General features: G+C 72.6%; 21 protein-coding genes. 13 read left to right on the top strand and 8 right to left on the bottom strand.

Annotation, left to right across the window (positions count from 1 at the left end):
* The first annotated feature begins 44 nt into the window (after positions 1 to 44).
* A complete protein-coding gene (locus ACFYZ4_RS31000) occupies positions 45 to 1,385 on the top strand; it encodes a transcriptional regulator (RefSeq protein ID WP_351298068.1) in 1,341 nt (446 codons plus the stop codon).
* Between the two features lie 62 nt (positions 1,386 to 1,447).
* Complete coding sequence (locus ACFYZ4_RS30995; RefSeq protein ID WP_384348529.1) at positions 1,448 to 1,975, top strand: NUDIX hydrolase; 528 nt, start codon at positions 1,448 to 1,450, stop codon at positions 1,973 to 1,975.
* A gap of 15 nt (positions 1,976 to 1,990) precedes the next feature.
* Here the strand turns inward: ACFYZ4_RS30995 and ACFYZ4_RS30990 are convergent, their stop codons facing one another.
* Positions 1,991 to 2,863, bottom strand: coding sequence for a 3-hydroxybutyryl-CoA dehydrogenase (locus ACFYZ4_RS30990; protein ID WP_030706157.1), 873 nt, complete (start codon positions 2,861 to 2,863; stop codon positions 1,991 to 1,993).
* A gap of 159 nt (positions 2,864 to 3,022) precedes the next feature.
* Here ACFYZ4_RS30990 and ACFYZ4_RS30985 point away from each other — a divergent pair, with 159 nt between their 5' ends.
* Entirely contained in the window at positions 3,023 to 4,270 is a 1,248-nt protein-coding gene (locus ACFYZ4_RS30985) for a glycoside hydrolase family 10 protein (RefSeq protein WP_390785375.1), read from the top strand.
* Position 4,271: 1 nt separating this feature from the next.
* Here ACFYZ4_RS30985 and ACFYZ4_RS30980 read toward each other — a convergent pair whose 3' ends face one another.
* Together ACFYZ4_RS30980 and ACFYZ4_RS30975 are read right to left on the bottom strand one after the other, a co-directional pair.
* On the bottom strand, positions 4,272 to 4,469 hold the full coding sequence (locus ACFYZ4_RS30980) for a DUF1918 domain-containing protein (protein ID WP_351298059.1): 198 nt from the start codon (positions 4,467 to 4,469) through the stop codon (positions 4,272 to 4,274).
* Between the two features lie 57 nt (positions 4,470 to 4,526).
* Positions 4,527 to 5,432, bottom strand: coding sequence for a DMT family transporter (locus tag ACFYZ4_RS30975; RefSeq protein ID WP_384348514.1), 906 nt, complete (start codon positions 5,430 to 5,432; stop codon positions 4,527 to 4,529).
* Here ACFYZ4_RS30975 and ACFYZ4_RS30970 point away from each other — a divergent pair.
* From ACFYZ4_RS30970 to ACFYZ4_RS30935, 8 genes are all read left to right on the top strand, one after another.
* Entirely contained in the window at positions 5,431 to 6,858 is a 1,428-nt protein-coding gene (locus ACFYZ4_RS30970) for a PLP-dependent aminotransferase family protein (RefSeq protein ID WP_351298053.1), read from the top strand. The two genes, ACFYZ4_RS30975 and ACFYZ4_RS30970, sit on opposite strands and share 2 nt — an antisense overlap.
* A gap of 71 nt (positions 6,859 to 6,929) precedes the next feature.
* The gene (locus tag ACFYZ4_RS30965) at positions 6,930 to 7,505 is read left to right on the top strand and encodes a histidine phosphatase family protein (RefSeq protein WP_351298050.1); all 576 of its coding nucleotides are present in this window, start codon (positions 6,930 to 6,932) and stop codon (positions 7,503 to 7,505) included.
* A gap of 218 nt (positions 7,506 to 7,723) precedes the next feature.
* Positions 7,724 to 8,752 (top strand): N-acetyl-gamma-glutamyl-phosphate reductase, encoded by a 1,029-nt coding sequence (gene argC / locus ACFYZ4_RS30960; RefSeq protein WP_384348508.1) that lies wholly within the window; start codon positions 7,724 to 7,726, stop codon positions 8,750 to 8,752.
* Entirely contained in the window at positions 8,749 to 9,906 is a 1,158-nt protein-coding gene (gene argJ / locus ACFYZ4_RS30955; RefSeq protein WP_390785374.1) for a bifunctional glutamate N-acetyltransferase/amino-acid acetyltransferase ArgJ, read from the top strand. The genes argC and argJ overlap by 4 nt, the downstream gene beginning before the upstream one ends.
* Entirely contained in the window at positions 9,903 to 10,859 is a 957-nt protein-coding gene (gene argB, locus ACFYZ4_RS30950; RefSeq protein ID WP_351298041.1) for an acetylglutamate kinase, read from the top strand. Before argJ ends, argB begins: the two co-directional genes overlap by 4 nt.
* Complete coding sequence (locus tag ACFYZ4_RS30945) at positions 10,856 to 12,061, top strand: acetylornithine transaminase (protein WP_390785373.1); 1,206 nt, start codon at positions 10,856 to 10,858, stop codon at positions 12,059 to 12,061. Before argB ends, ACFYZ4_RS30945 begins: the two co-directional genes overlap by 4 nt.
* A 7-nt stretch (positions 12,062 to 12,068) precedes the next feature.
* On the top strand, positions 12,069 to 12,605 hold the full coding sequence (locus tag ACFYZ4_RS30940) for an arginine repressor (RefSeq protein WP_351298036.1): 537 nt from the start codon (positions 12,069 to 12,071) through the stop codon (positions 12,603 to 12,605).
* Positions 12,606 to 12,670: 65 nt separating this feature from the next.
* Positions 12,671 to 13,561 (top strand): hypothetical protein, encoded by an 891-nt coding sequence (locus tag ACFYZ4_RS30935; RefSeq protein ID WP_390785372.1) that lies wholly within the window; start codon positions 12,671 to 12,673, stop codon positions 13,559 to 13,561.
* 4 nt (positions 13,562 to 13,565) lie between these two features.
* On the opposite strand, the gene ACFYZ4_RS30930 is transcribed toward ACFYZ4_RS30935, so the two are convergent.
* Genes ACFYZ4_RS30930 through ACFYZ4_RS30920 form a run of 3 tightly spaced genes read right to left on the bottom strand, consistent with a single transcriptional unit; the run spans position 13,566 to position 16,411 of the window.
* Positions 13,566 to 14,252, bottom strand: coding sequence for a L,D-transpeptidase (locus ACFYZ4_RS30930; protein ID WP_390785398.1), 687 nt, complete (start codon positions 14,250 to 14,252; stop codon positions 13,566 to 13,568).
* A gap of 6 nt (positions 14,253 to 14,258) precedes the next feature.
* The gene (locus ACFYZ4_RS30925; RefSeq protein WP_390785371.1) at positions 14,259 to 14,840 is read right to left on the bottom strand and encodes a pyridoxamine 5'-phosphate oxidase family protein; all 582 of its coding nucleotides are present in this window, start codon (positions 14,838 to 14,840) and stop codon (positions 14,259 to 14,261) included.
* 5 nt (positions 14,841 to 14,845) lie between these two features.
* Positions 14,846 to 16,411, bottom strand: coding sequence for a hypothetical protein (locus tag ACFYZ4_RS30920; protein WP_390785370.1), 1,566 nt, complete (start codon positions 16,409 to 16,411; stop codon positions 14,846 to 14,848).
* A 166-nt stretch (positions 16,412 to 16,577) separates the two neighbouring features.
* Here ACFYZ4_RS30920 and ACFYZ4_RS30915 point away from each other — a divergent pair, with 166 nt between their 5' ends.
* Together ACFYZ4_RS30915 and argH are read left to right on the top strand one after the other, a co-directional pair.
* Positions 16,578 to 17,771, top strand: coding sequence for an argininosuccinate synthase (locus ACFYZ4_RS30915; protein ID WP_030009472.1), 1,194 nt, complete (start codon positions 16,578 to 16,580; stop codon positions 17,769 to 17,771).
* A gap of 106 nt (positions 17,772 to 17,877) precedes the next feature.
* Positions 17,878 to 19,305 carry an argininosuccinate lyase gene (argH, locus tag ACFYZ4_RS30910; protein WP_351593998.1) on the top strand — a complete coding sequence of 476 codons (1,428 nt, stop codon included), beginning with the start codon at positions 17,878 to 17,880 and terminating at the stop codon, positions 19,303 to 19,305.
* Positions 19,306 to 19,362: 57 nt separating this feature from the next.
* Here argH and ACFYZ4_RS30905 read toward each other — a convergent pair whose 3' ends face one another.
* Both ACFYZ4_RS30905 and ACFYZ4_RS30900 read right to left on the bottom strand, forming a co-directional pair.
* Positions 19,363 to 19,788, bottom strand: coding sequence for a hypothetical protein (locus tag ACFYZ4_RS30905; protein WP_351298021.1), 426 nt, complete (start codon positions 19,786 to 19,788; stop codon positions 19,363 to 19,365).
* Positions 19,789 to 19,962: 174 nt separating this feature from the next.
* Positions 19,963 to 20,496 (bottom strand): HAD domain-containing protein, encoded by a 534-nt coding sequence (locus ACFYZ4_RS30900; protein WP_390785369.1) that lies wholly within the window; start codon positions 20,494 to 20,496, stop codon positions 19,963 to 19,965.
* Positions 20,497 to 20,550 lie beyond the last annotated feature (54 nt).

Below are 20,550 nucleotides of genomic sequence, written 5' to 3'. Positions count from 1 at the left end.
CACGCACCCACTAGCCTGAGACCGACGAGCCCTTGGAGCGGCCCATGCAGCCCAATGTCCTGCTCGACGCCCTTCTCGCCGAGGCGGGCATGTCCCATGCCGGACTCGCCGCCTACGTGAACCAGGCAGGCCGCACCCGCGGACTCGCCCTGCGCTACGAACACACCGCCGTGACCCGGTGGCTGAAGGGCCAGCGGCCCCGCGGCCAGGTCCCCGACCTGATCTGCGAGGTGCTCGGCGGCCGGCTGCGGCGCCCCGTCGGGCTGGACGACATCGGGCTCGGGGCGGCCGACCGGCCCGTCTCCCTGCACGCCTCACCGCTCAGCGGGTTCGTGGACCGGGCCGCCGCCCTGTGGCGGTCCGACGGGCAGGCCCGGCCCCAGCTGCTCACCGCCGAGGCGGTCACCGGAACGCCCGCCGTGATCCCGGTCTGGGAATGGGAAAATCCGCCCGAGGACGCGGACGTCTCCCGCGAGGGCCCGAACCGGATCGGTCCCGAGCACATCGAGATCCTGAAGGCCGCCCGCGCGCACTACGAGCTGATGTACCGGCGGGCCGGCGGAGTGGCCACGCGGGACCGGATCGTCCGCTTCCTTGGCACCGAGACGGCGCCCATGCTGCGCGGCAGCTACCCCGACGCCCTCGGCCGCCAACTGCACCGGGCCACCGGCTCCCTCGTGGCGGTGGCGGGGATCTGCGCGTACGACTCGGACGCCCACGGGCTGGCCCAGCGCTACTTCCACCAGGCGCTGCGCCTGGCCAAGGCGAGCGGGGACCGCGGGCTCGGGGCGTACGTGATCGCGCTGATCGTCAACCAGTCCCTGCACCTGCGCGAACACCGCCAGGCCGTCGCCTTCGCCGAGGCCGCGCTGCGCGCCGCCGGCCCGCACACGACCCCAGCGCTGGCCGCCGACCTGTACGCCATGCAGGCGAAGGCGTACGCCCAACTCGGCGACACGGGGGCCGCGCTGGCCTGCATCCGCAACGCGGAGGCGGCCGCCGAGCGGATCCGCCCGGGCACCGAACCCGACGAGACGGGCTACGTACAGCCCGGGCTCGTCAACGTCCAGGTCGCCGAGGCGCTGCTCAGCCTGGGGGATCTGGAAGCGGCCCGGGTCCAGGCGGCCGCCGCCGTCGGCACCCCGGCCCACGACCGCGGGCGGGTGCACCGGCTGGCGATGCTGTGCGAGATCCAGCTGCGCCAGGGCGAGGCGGACCGGGCCGCGGCGTCCGCGGCGGAAATGGCCGAGCGGGCCAAGGGAATGGAGTCGCTGCGGCTGCGCGACAGGCTGCGGGCGGTCCGCGAACAGCTGCTGACCAGCGGTTGTTCGGGCGCGGAGGAGACCGCGCAGCTCATCGACGGGGCGCTGCGCGTTCCGCTGTGACGGGCCAGCTGCTGCCATGTTTGCCACCTACTCGAACGGAAGGTGGCACAGCCGTGCAGTGGATGAACCTGAGTGAGCAGACTGTGTACAAGAACCGCTGGTTCGACGTGAATCTCGCCGATGTGGAACTCCCCGACGGCCGGCACCTGGACCACTTCGTGATCCGGCTGCGTCCGGTCGCCGTGGCCACGGCCGTCAACGAGGCCAACGAGGTGCTGCTGCTCTGGCGGCACCGCTTCATCACCGACAGCTGGGGCTGGGAACTGCCCGCCGGGGTGGTCGAGGACGGCGAGGACATCGCGGTCGCGGCGGCGCGCGAGATGGAGGAGGAGTCGGGCTGGCGGCCCGGCCCGCTCCACCACCTGATGACCGTCGAGCCGTCCAACGGGCTGACCGACGCCCGCCACCACCTCTACTGGGCGGAGGGGGCCACCTACATCGGCCATCCCGAGGACGATTTCGAATCCTCGCGCCGGGAATGGGTCCCGCTCAAACTTGTGCCGGACATGATCGCGCGCGGGGAGATCCCGGCCGCCAACATGGCGGCCGGGCTGCTCCTGCTGCACCACCTGCGGCTCGGCCAGCCGTAGGGGCAGCGGCGGGGATCAGGCGTACGGGTAGAAGCCCGCGCCCGTCTTGCGGCCCAGGCGGCCCGCGTCGACCATCCGCTGGAGTAGCGGGGGAGCGGCGTACAGCGGCTCCTTGTACTCGGCGTACATCGAGTCGGCGATCGAGGCGATGGTGTCCAGGCCGATCAGGTCGGACAGCTTGAGCGGGCCCATCGGGTGGGCGCAGCCCAGCTCCATGCCGTTGTCGATGTCCTCGCGGCTCGCGATGCCCGACTCGAACATCCGGATCGCGGACAGCAGGTACGGGACGAGGAGCGCGTTGACGACGAAGCCGGAGCGGTCCTGGGCGCGGACCGCGTGCTTGCCCAGCACGTTCCGCACCAGGGCCTCGGCCCGCTTGACCGTCTCCTCGCCCGTGGTCAGCGCGGGGATCAGCTCGACGAGCTTCTGCACCGGGGCCGGGTTGAAGAAGTGGATGCCGATGACCTGGTCGGGCCGCGAGGTCGCGACGGCCAGCTTGACCAGCGGGATCGAGGAGGTGTTGGAGGCCAGGATCGCGTCCGGGCGGGTGATCACCTGATCGAGGACCTGGAAGATCTCCGTCTTGACCTGCTCGTTCTCGACGACCGCCTCGATGACGAGGTCACGGTCGGCGAACTCGCCGAGGTCGGTGGTGAAGGTGAGGCGGGCGAGGGCGGCGTCCCGCTCCTCCTCCGTGATCTTGCCGCGTTCGGCGGCCTTCGTCAGGGAGTTGTGAAGCCGGGTCCGGCCGATCTCCAGGGCTTCGCCGGTGGTCTCGGCGACCTTGACCTCAAGGCCACTGCGGGCGCACACCTCGGCGATACCCGCGCCCATCTGGCCACAGCCCACTACGCCGACCCGTGTGATGTCGGAAGGGAGGTCAGTCACTTCGTGCCTTTCGCAGCTCTCCGTCGGCGGGTCCCCCGTACGATTCCGGCGCCCGCCACGCCCCCCGACGTTACTCCCGACCTTGCGCCGGGCGGCGGGCCGGGGCGGGCATGCTGGGCGGACATCGCGCAATGTCACTCAGCGAAACGGAGATGTCACATGACGTACATCGGCCGACGGGCACTGCTGGCCGGAGCCGTGGGGGTGATCGCGGCCACCACCTCCGGACCGGCCGCCGCCGCGGCACGGCGGACGTCCTCCGGGCTCCCCGCCCGGGCCGCCACCGCCGCGTTCCGGGGGATGTGGATCGCCTCCGTGTCCAACGTGGACTGGCCCTCCGAGAGCGGGCTCTCCGCCGCGCGGCAGCGCACGGAACTGCTGCGGCTCCTCGACACCGCGGTCAAGCGCCGGCTCAACGCGGTGGTCCTCCAGGTCCGGCCGGCGGCCGACGCCTTCTGGCCCTCGAAGCTGGAGCCCTGGTCGCAGTGGCTGACCGGCGAGCAGGGGGTCGATCCCGGCTGGGACCCGCTGGGCACGGCCGTCACGGAGGCGCACGCCCGCGGGCTGGAGCTGCACGCCTGGTTCAATCCGTTCCGCGTGGCCAACCACACCGACCCCGACCGGCTGGCCGCCTCCCACCCGGCCCGGCGCAACCCCGGCTGGACCGTCGAGTACGGCGGCAAGCTCTACTACAACCCCGGCATGCCCGAGGTGCGGCGCTTCGTGCAGGACGCCATGTTCGACGCCATCACCCGCTACCCGGTGGACGCGGTGCACTGGGACGACTACTTCTACCCGTACCCGGCGGAGGGCGAGTACTTCGACGACGACGCGGCGTTCGAGGAGCACGGGGGCTCCTTCGCGTCCCGCGCCGACTGGCGCCGCCACAACATCGACACCCTGGTCCGGGAGATGTCCGCGCGGTTGCGGGCGCTGCGCCCGGCGGTCCGCTTCGGCATCAGCCCCTTCGCGGTCTGGCGCAACTCCGACAGGGACCCGCTCGGCTCGCCGACGCGGGCGGGCCTGGGCACGTACGACGACCTGTACGCGGACACCCGCAAGTGGGTCCGGGAGGGCTGGATCGACTACATCGTGCCGCAGGCGTACTGGCACATCGGCCACCCGACCGCCGACTACGCCGACGTCGTGCCCTGGTGGGCGCGGACCGTGGCGGGCACGGGCGTGGACCTGTACGTGGGGGAGGCGCTGTACCGCTGCGACGCGGACAGCACCACCGCGGCCTGGCGCGATCCGGGGGAGCTGTCGAAGCACCTGCGGTTCGCCGCCGGACACCCGGAAGTCCGCGGCCACGTCTACTTCTCGGCGAAGCAGGTGGCCGCGGACCCCAACGGAGCGATGGCCCGGGTGGTCGCCGACCACTACGGCTCGGCGGTGCCCCCGCGCTGATTCAGTGGTCGGGCTCTACGGGGTGACGGACCACGCAGTCGGGCCCGGGGGCCATGAGGGCTTCGTGCCCGTCCTGGAAGCGGACCCGGTACGGGGGGGTTCCGTTTTCGCCCAGCACCTGGGTGATCTCGCCCACCTTGTCGTGCTGTCCGACGATCCTGCCGTGCTGCACCAGCTGGTCGCCCTCGGTCGCGCGCATAACTGACCTCCTCGGTGGCGGTCCGATCCGGTGCTAGCAGTTTAGGTCGTACTGGGGCTATTTGACCCGTTGGGTGACCGCGATGCAGACGAGGACCGCGCAGGCGGCGATCGGCGCGGCGGGGGTGAGCCGCTCGCCCAGCACCGCCACCGACCAGACCAGGGTCAGCAGCGGCTGGGCGAGCTGGAGCTGGCTCGCGCGCGGTGCGCCGATCTCGGCCATGCCCCGGTACCAGACGTACAGGCCCAGGAAGGTGGAGCCGGCCGCCACCCAGACCAGCCCGGCCAGCCCGTGCCCGCCGAGGTGCACCGGCTCGTACGCGAGCCCGAGCGCGGAGCCGGCCAGGCTGAGCGGCAGGCACAGAACCAGCGCCCAGCCGATCACCTGCCAGCCGGGCAGGGTCCGGGCCAGGCGTCCGCCCTCGGTGTACCCGGCGGCGCACACCAGCAGGGCGCCGAACAGGTAGGCGTCGCCGGCCGAGAGGGCGCCGCCGCTCTGCGCGAGGGTGAATCCCATGACGACCGCGGCCCCGGCGACGGCCGCCGCCCAGAAGGCGCGCGAGGGCCGGGCTCCGGTGCGCAGCGCGGACAGCGCGGCGGTGGTGAGCGGCAGCAGGCCGACCACGACGGCGGCGTGCGAGGTGGTGGAGGTCGTCAGCGCGAGGGTGGTGAGCAGCGGGAAGCCGACGACCACCCCGCCCGCGACCACGGCGAGACCGGCCCAGTGCTCGCGGGCGGGCAGCGGGACCCGGCGGGCCAGCAGGAAGGCTCCGGCGATGACGGCGGCGAGGACGCTGCGCAGGGCGACGAGGGACCACGGCCCGAAGCTCTCCAGGCCCCACGCGGTGGCGGGGAAGGTCAGGGAGAAGGCGAGGACGCCGAGTGAGGCGAGGGCGGTACCGCGGCCCACCGGACTCTTGACCGCTATCGAGTTCGGGAGAGTAGCGCTATTCTGTGCTGTCATGTACGAGCGTAGCAGTGTGGCGGAACTGGCGGAATCGCTGCGATCGGAGCTCAACCGCTACTCGGTGGGTGGAAAGCTCCCGTCGAGCCGGGCCCTGGTCGAGCGCTACCGGGTCAGCCCCGTCACCGTCTCCCGGGCCCTGGCGCAGCTCGCCGCCGAGGGCCTCGTCGTCACCCGGCCCGGCGCCGGCGTCTTCCGCGCCTCCCCGCGCACGGTGCCCGCCGCGCCCGGGGACACCTCCTGGCAGGAAGTCGCCCTCAGCGCGGAGGCCCCCGGCGAGATCGTGCCGCGCTCGGTCGACGCCTCCGGGGTGCTCGCCTGTCTGGCCGCACCGCCGTCCGGGGTGATCGGACTCAACAGCGGCTACCTGCACGCCTCCATCCAGCCCGAGCGGGCCATGGCGGCCGCGCTCGCCCGGGCCGGGCGGCGCCCCGGCGCCTGGGACCGGCCGCCCATGGAGGGCCTGCCCGAGCTCCGCGACTGGTTCGCCCGCGAGATCGGCGGGGCCGTCTCGGCCGCCGACGTCCTGGTCACCGCGGGCGGGCAGAGCGCGCTCACCACCGCCCTGCGGGCGCTGGCCCCGCCGGGGGCGCCGATCCTGGTGGAATCCCCGACCTACCCCGGGCTGCTGGCCATCGCCCGCGCCTCCGGATGCCGGCCCGTGCCCGTCCCGGTGGACGCCGAGGGGGTGCGGCCGGAGCTGCTGGCCGCCGCCTTCGAGGCGACGGGCGCGCGGGTGTTCGTATGCCAGCCGCTGTTCCAGAACCCGACCGGTGCGGTCCTGGCTCCCGCGCGGCGGGCCGAGGTGCTGCGCATCGCGCGCGCCGCCGGAGCCTTCGTGGTGGAGGACGACTACGCCCGCGCCCTGGCCCACGACGACGCCGGTCCGCTGCCCGCGACACTGGCCGCCGAGGACCACGACGGGGTGGTCGTGCACGTCCGGTCCCTGACCAAGGCCACCTCGCCCAGCCTGCGGGTGGGCGCCCTGGCCGCCCGGGGCCCGGTGGTGGACCGGCTGCGCGCCATCCAGGTCGTGGACACCTTCTTCGTGTCCCGGCCGCTCCAGGAGGCCGCCCTCGAACTGGTCGGCGCGCCCGCCTGGCCGCGCCACCTGCGCACCGTGGCCGCCGAGCTGCGGCACCGGCGGGACGTGCTCGCGGGGGCCCTGCGGCGGGAGCTGCCCGGGCTGACGCTGCACCACCTGCCGTCGGGCGGGTACCAGTTGTGGCTGCGGATGGCCGACGGAGCCGACGACGCGGCCTTCGCCGTGGCGGCCCTGCGCGCCGGGGTCGCGGTGGCGCCCGGCCGCCCGTACTTCTGCGCCGAACCGCCCGGCCCGTACGTCCGGCTGAGCTTCGCCGGGGTGTCGGGGCCGGGGGAGCTGGTGGAGGCCGTCCAACGACTCCGGGCGGGCCTCGGTGCGTAGCCGCCCGGGCCCGCCGAACGCCTCGTTCCGGAAAGCTTGACCCCCGGCCGTTCGCGGCTCACCATCACCGCATGCATGTTCGGGTTTCGCTCGTTGCCGCAGCCCGTAGTTCCTCGCTGCTCGCCGAGCGCTTCGACGACGACCGTCCGCTGGACGGAGCCGGCTGGCGGTCGGTGGAGTGCGCCGCCCGGGACCTCGTGCCCCTGGGCGCGGCCGAGCTGCGCTACTGCTCGCCGACCCCGCGCAGCCGGGCCACCGCCGAGGCCCTCGGGTACGCGCCCCTCGCGCAGCCCGCGCTGCGCGAGTGCGACATGGGCCGCTGGCGGGGGCTGACCCTGGCCGAGGTGACCGCCCGCGAACCCGGCGCGGTGGACCTGTGGCTCAGCGATCCGCGGGCCGCCCCGCACGGAGGCGAGTCCCTGCTCGCCTTCATCTCCCGGATCGGCGGCTGGCTCGACACCCGCCCCGCCGACGACGGCGGCGCGATCGTGGCGGTGGCCGAGCCCTCGGTGGTCCGGGCGGCCCTGGTCTACGCGCTGCAGGCACCCCCGCTGACCTACTGGAACGTGGACGTCCGGCCGCTGTCCACCCTGACCCTCACCGGCTGGTCGCGCCGCTGGTACCTCTCCCTCCAGGCCCCGGCGTGAAACGCGCCCCTTCGGGCACCGTCTCGTCGACGGGACGGCCCCGCCGCCGGCCGACGCGACCGGCGGAATCGTCGCCGGAGCGGGCCCTTTCCTGCTAGACATCTTCCGTAGGGCGCCACCGGCGCCGGATCCTCCCGCGCACCCCTCCCGCCGAGATCCAGAACATTGCATAAACGTGCGGACATACGTATAGTCATGCCATCGATGAGGAGGGTCCGATGGTGGTACGTGTAGCGGTGGCCGGAGCGAGCGGGTATGCGGGCGGGGAAGTCCTGCGCCTCCTGCTCTCGCACCCCGAAGTGGAGATCGGCGCGCTGACCGGCCACTCCAACGCCGGACAGCTCCTCGGCTCCCTGCAACCGCACCTCGTGCCGCTCGCGGGGCGCACCCTGGAGGCGACCACCGCCCAGGCCCTCGCCGGCCACGATGTCGTCTTCCTCGCACTCCCGCACGGCCAGTCCGCCGCCGTCGCCGCCGAACTCGGCGAGGACGTCCTCGTCGTCGACATGGGCGCCGACCACCGGCTCAAGGACTCCGCCGACTGGGACGCCTTCTACGGCGCCCCGCACGCCGGGACCTGGCCCTACGGCCTCCCCGAGCTGCCGGGCGGCCGCGCCGCACTGGAGGGGACCAAGCGCATCGCCGTCCCCGGCTGCTTCCCCACCGCCGTATCCCTCGCCCTCTTCCCCGCCTACCAGGCCCAGCTCGCCGAGCCGGAGGCCGTGATCGTCGCCGCCACCGGCACCTCCGGCGCGGGCAAGGCCCTCAAGCCGCACCTGCTCGGCGCCGAGGTGATGGGTTCGGTGACCCCGTACGGCGTGGGCGGCGGCCACCGGCACACGCCCGAGATGGTGCAGAACCTGAGCCCCATCGCCGGACAGCGCGTCTCCGTCTCCTTCACGCCGACCCTCGTGCCCATGGCACGCGGCATCCTCGCCACGTGCTCGGCCAAGGCCCTCCCCGGCACCACCGCCGAATCGCTGCGCGCCGCCTACGAGAAGGCGTACGCCGACGAGCCCTTCGTCCACCTGCTTCCCGAGGGCCGGATGCCGTCCACCAAATCCGTCCACGGGTCCAACGCCGTCCACGTCCAGGTCGCCTACGACGCGTCCGCCCAGCGGATCATCGCCGTCAGCGCCATCGACAACCTGACCAAGGGCACCGCCGGCGGCGCGGTGCAGAGCATGAACATCGCCCTCGGGCTCCCCGAGCAGCTCGGGCTTTCCACGATTGGAGTCGCGCCGTGAGCGTTACGGCTGCACAGGGATTCACGGCAGCGGGCATCGCCGCCGGGATCAAGGCCAACGGCAACCCGGACCTGGCCCTCGTGGTCAACAACGGGCCGCGTCTCGCCGCCGCGGGCGTCTTCACCTCCAACCGCGTCAAGGCCGCCCCGGTGCACTGGTCCGAGCAGGTCCTGCGCGGCGCCACCGTCGGCGCCGTCGTCCTGAACTCCGGCGGCGCCAACGCCTGCACCGGCCCCAAGGGCTTCCAGGACACCCACGCCACCGCCGAGAAGGTGGCCGCCGTCCTCGGCGAGGACTTCAACGCCGGGGAGGTCGCGGTCGCGTCCACCGGCCTGATCGGCGTCCTGCTCCCCATGGACAAGCTGCTCCCCGGCATCGAGACCGCCGCCGCCGCCCTGTCCGAGGACGGCGGCGAGGCCGCCGCCATCGCCATCAAGACCACCGACACCGTGCACAAGACGGCCACCGTCTCCCAGGGCGGCTGGACCGTCGGCGGCATGGCCAAGGGCGCGGGCATGCTCGCCCCGGGCCTCGCCACCATGCTCGTCGTCCTCACCACCGACGCCGACCTGGACAGCGCCACCCTCGACAAGGCGCTGCGCGACGCCACCCGCACCACCTTCGACCGGGTCGACTCCGACGGCTGCATGTCCACCAACGACACGGTGCTGCTGCTCGCCTCCGGCGCGTCCGGCCAGGTGCCGGTGTACGAGGAGTTCGCCGAGGCCGTGCGCGCCGTCTGCGACGACCTGGCCCGCCAGCTGATCGGCGACGCCGAGGGCGCCAGCAAGGACATCCGCATCGAGGTCATCGGCGCGGCCAGCGAGGACGACGCGGTCGAGGTCGGCCGGTCCATCGCCCGCAACAACCTGCTCAAGTGCGCCATCCACGGCGAGGACCCGAACTGGGGCCGGGTGCTCTCCGCGATCGGCACCACCAAGGCGGCCTTCGACCCGGACCGCCTCAACGTCGCCATCAACGGCGTGTGGGTCTGCAAGAACGGCTCGGTCGGCGAGGACCGCGACCTGGTCTCGATGAAGGACCGCGAGGTCCGCATCACCGCCGACCTCGCCACCGGCGGCGAATCGGCCGTCATCTGGGCCAACGACCTGACCGCCGACTACGTCCACGAGAACAGCGCGTACTCCTCATGAGCGACGAGACGAGCGACGAGAAGGCCGGCCAGCCCGGCACCGCCCGCAAGCACACCGCCCTGCCCAAGGCGCAGATCCTCATCGAGGCCCTGCCCTGGCTCACCCGCCACAACGGCAAGATCGTCGTCATCAAGTTCGGCGGCAACGCCATGATCGACGAGGACCTCAAGGCGGCCTTCGCCCAGGACGTGGTCTTCCTGCGCCAGGCCGGCCTCAAGCCGGTCGTCGTGCACGGCGGCGGCCCCCAGATCAACGCCCAGCTCGACAAGCAGGGCCTGGTCAGCGAGTTCAAGGCCGGCCTGCGCGTCACGACCCCGGAGGCCATGGACGTCGTACGGATGGTCCTGGCGGGCCAGGTCCAGCGCGAGCTGGTCGGACTGCTCAACCAGCACGGGCCGCTCGCCGTCGGCATGACCGGCGAGGACGCCCACACCATCACGGCGACCAAGCACAGCCCGCAGATCGGCGGCGAGGTCATCGACATCGGGCGCGTCGGCGAGATCACCGCCATCGACACCGGCGCGATCGAGGCGCTGCTCTCGGACGGCCGGATCCCGGTCATCTCCTCCATCGCCCGCAGCGCCGACGACCACCACGTCTACAACGTCAACGCCGACACGGCGGCCGCGGCGCTCGCCGCCTCGCTGGGCGCCGAGACGCTGATGGTCCTCACCGACGTCGAGGGCCTGTACGCGGACTGGCCGCACAGCGACGAGGTCATCAGCAAGCTCACCGTCAGCGAGCTGGAGAAGCTGCTGCCCGAGCTGTCCAGCGGCATGGTGCCCAAGATGGAGGGGTGCCTGCACGCCGTGCGCAACGGCGTGAACACCGCCCGCGTGCTCGACGGGCGGGTCCAGCACTCGATCCTGCTGGAGATCTTCACGGACTCGGGCATCGGCACGATGGTCGTGCCCGACCCACAGCCCGGACAACAGCCAGGGGGAGCGGAATGACGAAGGGCAGCGGCAACCAGGAATACGGCGCGCGCTGGCAGGGCGCGTTGACCGACAACTACGGCACCCCCGCCCTCGCCCTCGTGCGCGGCGAGGGCGCCCAGGTGTGGGACGCCGACGGCAAGCAGTACACCGACTTCGTCGGCGGCATCGCGGTCAACGCGCTCGGCCACGCCCACCCGGCGATCGTGGCGGCCGTGACCGAGCAGGTCTCCACCCTCGGCCACGTCTCCAACCTCTTCATCTCCGAGCCGGTCGTCGCGCTCGGCGAGCGGCTGCTCCAGCTCTTCGGCCGCCCCGGCAAGGTCTTCTTCTGCAACTCCGGGGCCGAGACCATCGAAGCCGCCTTCAAGATCGGCCGGCTGACCGGGCGGTCCCACATGGTCGCCACCGACGGCGGCTTCCACGGCCGGACCATGGGCGCCCTCGCCCTCACCGGCCAGCCGAAGAAGCAGGAGCCCTTCCTGCCGCTGCCGGGCGACGTCACGCACGTCCCCTTCGGCGACGTCGAAGCCCTGCGGGCCGCCGTCACCGAGGAGACCGCGCTCGTCGTCATCGAGCCGATCCAGGGCGAGAACGGCGTGGTCGTGCCCCCGGCCGGGTACCTGACGGCCGCCCGCGAGATCACCCGCGCCACCGGCACCCTGCTCGTCCTCGACGAGGTCCAGACCGGCATCGGCCGGTGCGGCCAGTGGTTCGAACACCAGGCCCACGAAGACGTCGAGCCCGACGTCGTCACCCTCGCCAAGGGACTGGGCGGCGGACTGCCGATCGGCGCGGTGGCCCTCTTCGGGGCCGCGGCCGACCTGTTCCGGCCCGGCCAGCACGGCACCACCTTCGGTGGGAACCCGGTCGCCTGCGCCGCCGGCCTCGCCGTGATCGACACTATCGCCTCCGAGGGACTGCTCGACCAGGTCAAGGCCCGCAGCGAGCGGCTGCGCTCCGGGATCGAGTCCTCGGGCCACGCGCTGGTCTCCCACGTCAGGGGCGCCGGCCTACTGCTGGGTATCGTGCTGACCGAGCCGCTCGCACCCCAGGTGCAGCAGGCGGCTCAGGATGCCGGCTTCCTGGTCAACGCGCCCGCCCCCGACGTCGTACGGCTCATGCCCCCGTACGTGCTCACCGAGGCCGAGGCCGACGCGTTCGTCCGGGCCCTGCCCGGCATCCTCGACGCAGCCAACGGGGACGGATCCGAAGAATGAGACGACGATGAGCCAGGCGCAGGACAACGAGCACGTCGGACAGGCCGTCCCGCAGACCCGCACCGCGCGCCACCGCCGGATCGTGGACATCCTCAACCGGCAGCCGGTCCGCTCCCAGAGCCAGCTGGCCAAGCTGCTCGCCGACGACGGGCTGAGCGTCACCCAGGCGACGCTCTCCCGCGACCTCGACGAGCTGGGCGCGGTGAAGATCCGCAACACCGGCGGTGAGCTGATCTACGCGGTGCCCAGCGAGGGCGGCTTCCGCACCCCGCAGGCACCGCTCGGCGAGTCCGCGAAGGAGGAGCGCATGCGGCGCCTCTCCGGGGAGCTGCTGATCTCGGCGGAGGCCTCCGCGAACCTCGTGGTCCTGCGCACCCCGCCGGGTGCGGCGCAGTTCCTCGCCTCGGCGATCGACCAGGCCGAACTCCGCGCGATCCTCGGCACGATCGCGGGCGACGACACCCTGATGCTGATCAGCCGCGACCCGGCGGGCGGCCAGGCCCTCGCCGACCACCTCCTGCGGCTGGCGCAGAAGGAGGGCTGAGCGGGGCGGTCCGGGGCGCCGGAAATCCGGTGCCGGATCCGGACCCGCCGTCATAGCCTCGGGGCGTGCTCCGCTACGTCCTCGCGATATCCGTGTCCCTCGTGACCGCCGCCGTGTACGGGCCCCTCGCCCTGCGGTGGCGGCGCCGGGCCCGGATCCGCCGCGAGATCCTCCGGCTCGTCGCAGCCGTCCGCCCGGAGCCGTACCACGCAGCCGTGTTGCGGGGCGAGGCGACCGAGGCGGCGGCCGCCGAACTCGTCCTCGACGGGTACCTCGGGATCGACGGGGAAGGAGCGGCGTTCCTGACCGAGGAGGGCCGCGACCACACCCGCCCGCCCGCCCACCCGCTGCCCGCAGCCCTGTTGGACGCCCTGCGCCGGCACGATCCCCAGCCCGTGTCCCTCGGCTGGATCGCCTGGTCCGACGAGGAGTACCGGCGGCGGTGCGGCGCGTACGGGGCCGAACGGGCCGACCTGCTGCCCGAACTCCCGAAGATGCCGGACGGCGAGGGAAACCGCCTGCCGGCCTGCTGCGGCTGCGTGGGCATCGTCCTGACGATGTTCTTCTGGTGCCTCGCGAGCGTACTGCTGGTCGCCGAGCGCCCGCACGGCGTACGGGAATGGGCCTGCGCCGTGGTGGCCGGCCTCGGCCTGCTCGCGCTGCTGGGCGCCGAGAAGGCGCACCGGAAGGTCCGGGCCCGGACGGAGTGCGGCGACCCGCTGGGTGACCTGATCCGCGCCGAACCGCACCCGGCCTTCGCGGCGCTGGACGAACAGCAACGCCTCGACGTGCTGCGGAGCAGCGCCGACCACTTCACGTGGCGCGGCGTCGACCAGATCGTCGTGGCGGACGACGAGGACGAGGACGACGAGGACGGCGAGTGGCTGGACGACAAGGTCTGGTGGGAGGACGCCTACGAGTACCGGGCCACCGACGAGGACGAGCCCGAGACCTGAGGATCTAGTAGCGGGTGACGGAGAGCGGCCCGTCCTGCGTGCCGATCGCGATGTGCGGGCGCCGGCGCGGATTCGCCCAGCGCAGGATCTCCCGCATGGCCCGCTCGGGCACGGACACGCAACCGGCCGTCGCTCCCTTGCCGTTGACGTGCAGGAAGATCCCCGCGCCCCGGCCGCGCACGGGCCGCTCGTAGTTGAAGGCGATGAGCAGCGCGTGCGCGTACTGCTTCTCGTACGTCACCAGGTGCTCGGCCTCGCCCGGCGCGCAGTCCGCGGGCAGCGGCTCCACCCAGCGGTTGTAGTGGGCGGACGCGTTGTCCTGGCACCACCAGGAGTCGCCCCGCACCCGCCGGTAGCGGACCTCCGTGCCGGCCGGCGCCCGCCGGATCCCGAAGGCGTACGGCAGTTCGTACAGGCCCGTCGGCGTGGTGCTGGTGCCCTGCGTCCGGGTCGCGCCCTCGGTGAGGCCGTTCGACCCGAAGCGGGCGGGTGCGCTCCCCGCCTCGTGCCAGCCCCCGGACCACCGGTCCCACCAGGTCAGCCGGCCGGTGGTGGACCCGGGCGCGGGCGCGACGGCGATGATCAGCTGACTGCCGCCGCCGGTGTCGGCGAGCCGGGACGGCAGGGGCGCGGGGGCCTGCGGGAGCAGGCTGCTGACGATCAGTGAACCGGTGACGAGAGCGGTACGCAGCACATGTCAGACGGTACGGGGCGGAAGGGGCAGAGGCAGCGCAGGCAGGCCGTCGAGGCTCGTCTCGATGAACTCCTTCTTCTCGCAGTACGCGGCGAACTCCTCGTCCGTCTTGCGGCCGAAGTACTCCGCGTGGAGGGTGCGCTCGCCCTCGTACTCCATGAAGGGGACGGCGTACCCGCACGTGTCGGCGATCCGGCGGGCGTGGACGAGGACGATCGCCCGCGCGGACGGCCCGTCGGCGTTGCCGAAGAGGGGGATCAGCTCGCCCCAGCGGGGATCGTCGCGGAAGACCGCCTCGCCGTCGCCGTGGATGCGCACGATGTTCGGCGGGCCGCTGAAGGCGCACCACATGAGGGTGATCCGGCCGTTCTCGCGGACGTGCGCGAGGGTCTCGGCGCCACTGCCGCCGAAGTCCAGGTAGGCGAGGGTCTGTTCGTCGATGACCACGAGGGTCCCGGCGCGGCCCTTGGGCGACAGGTTGACGTGACCGTCACCCGCCAGCGGGGCGGTCGCGGTGAAGAAGACCGGCTGCGCCTCGATGAACGCGCGCAGGCGGCCGTCTATGCGTTCGTAGAGCTTTCCCATGTCGATCAGTATCCTTCCGTCGTCGTTCCGGCGCGGGGGAGCCCGAGCCGTTCGCGCATCTGCCGCAGGACGTACTCGCCGAACACCCCCGTGCACCGGTCCAGCAGGGCGCCGACCTCCGGATCGCCGATCGGCAGGGCGGGCGGCCGGTAGGGGGACCACAGGCTCTCGAGGCGTTGCCCGGCGAGCACGCGCAACCCCGCGTCCCCGTCCGTCAGCAGTTCCACGGAGGCCCGCAGTCCGGGCACGCCGCCCCGGGCGTGCAGCACGCGGTACGCCGCCAGGCGGGTGTGACGCGGCCGGCCGGGGGCGATGCGGGCCAGCAGCCAGTCGGCGGGCAGCTGCCCCGCCGAGGCGCGCAGGCTGAGGGAGGCCTCCCGGGCCACGCTCGGCGAAGGGTCGTCCAGCAGCGGCCGCAGCAGCCCGAGGTCGGTGACGTCCAGGTGGCGCAGCCCCGCGACGGCCGCCGCCCGGACCGCCCCGGCGGGGTGGTCCAGCAGGGCGCGCAGCAGCGGGGCGTCCGCGCGGCCGGCGCACTCGGCGAAGCCGGTCACGGCGTACCGGTCGATCCGGTCCGGGTCCTCGACCAGCGCGCGGAGGTGCGCGTACGGATCGCCCCCGCCCTGGCGCAGGAGCCAGCGGGCGCAGGCCCGGACCGTTCCGGAGCGGTCGGTGAGGTGGTGCACGGCCTCGGCGGCCCGCCCGGCCCGGCGCAGGGCGGTGACCCCGGCGGCCCGGACCATCGGGAGGTGCCCGCCCAGCAGGGCGTCGACGGCCGCGGTCGTATCTGCGTTCGCGTCCGCGTCGGCCCCGTCCGGCGCGTCGCCCGGAGTCCCGTCGCCCGAACCCCCGGCGGCCAGCGCCGCCAGCGCGGCCTCGGTCCACAGCGTGCTCGTCACCGGGTCCTGCTCGACGGCGGCCCGCCGGGCCAGTTCCCGTACGCCGAGCTGCCCGCCGTCGAGGGTGATCCGGGTGGCGAAGCGCCGGGTCTCCAGGTCCGGGTTCCACCGCAGCCACGCCAGTACGGTGTCGGGCTGCTCGCCGGTGCGGGTGTGCGCGGGCCGCTCGGCCCGCCACCAGGTCGCGGGCCGGGCCGGCCGCCACCACGGGGCGAGGACGGGGTCCTCGGCGCGCAGGGCGGCCTCGAACCGCTCCAGCGCCCAGGCGCCCTGCTCCCGCCGTCCCAGCCGCAGGACCAGCGGGGTCAGGTCGGTCAGCGTCCGCGCGGGGTCGGCGGCCAGGGCCTCGCCGAGGATCCGGCGGGCGCGTTTGCGCACCGCCGGGACCCAGTCGGCACAGCGGATCGCGACGAGCGGGAGCGCCGGGTCCGGCTCGTCGAGCGCGGCCTCGCGGACCCGTCCGTCGCGGTGGCACAGGCGGGTCTCGGGGCGGTCGAAGCACGGCAGCGCGGTGCCGTGGGCGCGGGCTCCCCGGACCTCTTCGTCGAAGGCGATCCAGGCCGCCGGCCGGTCGGGGAGGCGGATTCCGCCGATCCCGACGCGCCTGCCGCCGAGCAGTCCCGCCGCGGCGGCCCGCCCGTCCTTCGCGTCCTGTCGTTCCCAGGCGCCCATGTGCCCTCCCCCTGTTTCCGCGTACCCGGCGAGCCTAAGCGGTGGCCGGATGGTGGCGCGCCCCATATTCGCCCAGGTCAGGGGACTTGCGGTGGAGTCGATTGACGAAACATACGGAGTAGTGCATAGTTATGCCTGTCGTTGAATGCACCGTAAGGAGAAACCCGTGACCGAGCGCGTCGTACTCGCCTACTCGGGCGGCCTGGACACCTCCGTCGCCATCGGCTGGATCGCCGAGGAGACGGGCGCCGAGGTCATCGCCGTTGCCGTGGACGTCGGCCAGGGCGGCGAGGACCTGGACGTCATCCGCAAGCGCGCGCTCGACTGCGGTGCGGTCGAGGCCGAGGTCGCCGACGCCTCCGACGAGTTCGCCAACGAGTACTGCCTCCCGGCGATCAAGGCGAACGCCCTCTACATGGACCGGTACCCGCTGGTCTCGGCGCTCTCCCGGCCGGCCATCGTCAAGCACCTGGTCGCCGCGGCCAAGAAGCACGGCGCCACGACCGTCGCCCACGGCTGCACCGGCAAGGGCAACGACCAGGTCCGCTTCGAGGCGGGCATCGTCGCCCTCGCCCCGGACCTCAAGTGCATCGCCCCGGTCCGTGACTACGCGATGACCCGCGACAAGGCGATCGCCTTCTGCGAGGAGAAGCAGCTCCCGATCGCGACCACCAAGAAGTCCCCGTACTCCATCGACCAGAACGTCTTCGGACGCGCCGTCGAGACGGGCTTCCTGGAGGACATCTGGAACGCCCCGATCGAGGACATCTACGAGTACACCTCGAACCCGGCGCTGCCGCGCGAGGCCGACGAGGTCGTCATCTCCTTCAAGGAGGGCGTCCCGGTCGCCATCGACGGCAAGCCCGTCACCGTGCTCCAGGCGATCCAGCAGCTCAACGACCGCGCCGGCGCCCAGGGCATCGGCCGGATCGACATCGTCGAGGACCGTCTCGTGGGCATCAAGTCCCGTGAGGTGTACGAGGCCCCCGGCGCGATCGCGCTGATCACCGCGCACCAGGAGCTGGAGAACGTCACCGTCGAGCGCGAGCTGGCCCGCTACAAGCGGCAGGTCGAGCAGCGCTGGGGCGAGATGGTCTACGACGGCCTGTGGTTCTCCCCGCTCAAGCGGGCGCTGGACGGCTTCATCAACGAGGCCAACCAGCACGTCACCGGTGACATCCGGATGACGCTGCACGGCGGCCGCGCCGTCGTCACCGGCCGGAAGTCGGACGAGTCGCTCTACGACTTCAACCTCGCGACCTACGACTCGGGCGACACCTTCGACCAGTCCAAGGCACAGGGCTTCATCGAGATCTTCGGCCTCTCCTCGAAGATCGCGGCGCGGCGCGACCTCGCCTGACCGATCAGCAGTACGTGACCGCCTCCCCGTTTCCTCCGCGGCGGGGAGGCGGTTTCACATCCAGAAGCATGCCGTACATGCCATGCAGTCTTGAGGAGCAGTAGCTGTGAGCAGCAACAACGGTGACGTCCGGCTCTGGGGCGGCCGGTTCGCCGACGGTCCCGCCGAGGCCCTCGCGAAGCTGTCCGCGTCGGTCCACTTCGACTGGCGCCTCGCGCCCTACGACATCGCCGGCTCGCGCGCCCACGCCCGCGTGCTCCACAAGGCGGGCCTGCTCACGGCCGAAGAGCTCGACCGCATGATCGCCGGACTGGACCGGCTGGAGGCCGACGTGGCCGACGGCTCCTTCACCGGCACCATCGCCGACGAGGACGTGCACACCGCCCTGGAGCGGGGCCTGCTGGAGCGGCTCGGCGCCGACCTCGGCGGCAAGCTGCGCGCCGGGCGCTCCCGCAACGACCAGGTGGCCACCCTCTTCCGGATGTACCTGCGCGACCACGCCCGGATCATCGGCGGTCTGATCGCGGACCTCCAGGACGCGCTGGTCGGCCTCGCCGAGACCCACCACGACGTGGCCATGCCGGGCCGGACCCACCTCCAGCACGCGCAGCCGGTGCTCTTCGCCCACCACGTACTGGCCCACGTGCAGTCCCTGTCCCGGGACGCGGAGCGGCTGCGGCAGTGGGACACCCGGACCGCGGTCTCCCCGTACGGATCGGGGGCGCTGGCCGGCTCCTCGCTGGGCCTGGACCCGGAGGCGGTCGCCGCCGACCTGGGCTTCGAGCGGGGCTCGGTCGGCAACTCCATCGACGGCACGGCCTCGCGCGACTTCGTCGCCGAGTTCGCCTTCGTCACCGCGATGATCGGGATCAACCTGTCCCGGATCGCGGAGGAGATCATCATCTGGAACACGAAGGAGTTCTCCTTCGTGACCCTGCACGACGCCTTCTCCACCGGCTCGTCGATCATGCCGCAGAAGAAGAACCCGGACATCGCGGAGCTGGCGCGCGGCAAGTCGGGCCGCCTCATCGGCAACCTGACCGGTCTGCTCGCCACGCTCAAGGCGCTCCCCCTGGCGTACAACCGGGACCTCCAGGAGGACAAGGAGCCGGTCTTCGACTCCTGCGACACCCTCGAAGTCCTGCTGCCGGCCTTCACCGGCATGATGGCCACCCTCACGGTCAACCGGGAGCGGATGGAGGAGCTGGCCCCGGCGGGCTTCTCGCTCGCCACCGACATCGCGGAGTGGCTGGTCAAGCAGGGCGTGCCGTTCCGGGTGGCGCACGAGGTCGCCGGCGAGTGCGTCAAGGAGTGCGAGGCGCTCGACATCGAGCTGGACGAGCTCACGGACGAGCAGTTCGCGAAGATCTCGGAGCACCTGACCCCCGAGGTCCGCACCGTCCTCAACGTCAAGGGCGCCCTCGCCTCCCGCAACGGCCGCGGCGGCACCGCCCCTTCGGCGGTCGCGGTCCAGCTGACCGAACTGAAGGCCGACCTGGTCATCCAGCACGCCTGGGCGGTCCACAAGCAGTAGTCCCGAGCGTGGCCGGGGGCGGGGGAGCGGATGGGCTCCCCCGCCCCTTCGGCGTTGCTAGTAGCAGACGACGCTGATCGAGAACGGCCGGTCGCTGTCGACGGCGGCGTTGCCGCCCGAGGACGGGGTCGCGGTGCGGACGAAGATCGTGTTCGCGTTCACCTGGCCGACCAGGATGGACGAGCTGCCCGGCCCGGGATCGTTGCCGCCGTTGGTGTTGACGGTGCCCAGGAGGGCGCAGTTGTTGATGTTGGACGTCGTGGTGATGTTGTAGCGGCCGTTGCCGAAGTGGTTGACGGTCCCGGTGATGCCCTGCGCGCCCTGGAACTGTCCGCTCGCGGAGATCTTGGCCCAGGCCGTGGTGACGGCCGCGGCCTGTCGGGCCTGACTCGGCTCCGCCGACGCGGAGGACACGGCGACGACGCCGCCGACCGTCAGTGCCAGCGCAGCGGCGCCGAAGGCCAGCTTTCGTGATGCGTTCATGGTTCTCTCCCTGCCGAAGACGGAATCAGTGCAGGTGAACCCGCCCCGGGTAAGGGCTCACTGGAGAGCAGACTCCCGGGTCCCGGGCCGGCGGGGGAAGGCTCCCGGGGGCACGGTCACTCCAAATGATCACAGTCCGCATCAGCCCGGTGAGCACGGGTAGTGATGATCGAATCACTGCGAGTGTTCAGTCGGCCGCGGTGCCGCCCATGCGGCCAGGGTGTCGAAGTCCTCGCGGACCAGTCCGATCCGCTCGTCGATCCGCAGAAGCAGCGCGTGCGCCGGGTGGTACCGCTCGACGTACTCGCGGTCCATGGCCCCGATGTCGTCGTCGATCCACGCGAAGGGCCGCTCGCCCGCGTAGTCGAGGATGTACTGGGTCTTCCAGAAGGTGCCGCGCGGCGCCCGGCCGTGCATCGACGGCCAGTCGATGAAGGGGAGCCGGGGCAGGCCGAGGTGGGGGCCTATCCAGTCGTTCGCCTCGTCCTTCCAGGTGGTGGCCCACACCAGCTCGTACGCCTCCGCCAGCGCGAGCAGTTCCTCCCCGTGGGCGGGATTCAGCCAGACCCGCAGCGGCTTCGCGCTCTCCGCCCGCCGCCAGCCCGTCGGCCGCATCCGGTGGGTGGTGTAACCCTCGGGGCGGCGCTGGGCCTTGGCCGCGTAGGGGTTCAGCGGTCCGTCGACATCGATCAACAGCAGTGGCTTCATCGAGGCAGGATTCCGTTCCGGCCGCCTTCCGGCAGCTCATTTTCGAGCCGAATG

Origin of the sequence: Streptomyces sp. NPDC001513, from assembly GCF_042894695.1 — a bacterium.
Lineage (GTDB): Bacteria > Actinomycetota > Actinomycetes > Streptomycetales > Streptomycetaceae > Streptomyces.
This window is presented reverse-complemented; position numbering and strand designations above follow the sequence as displayed.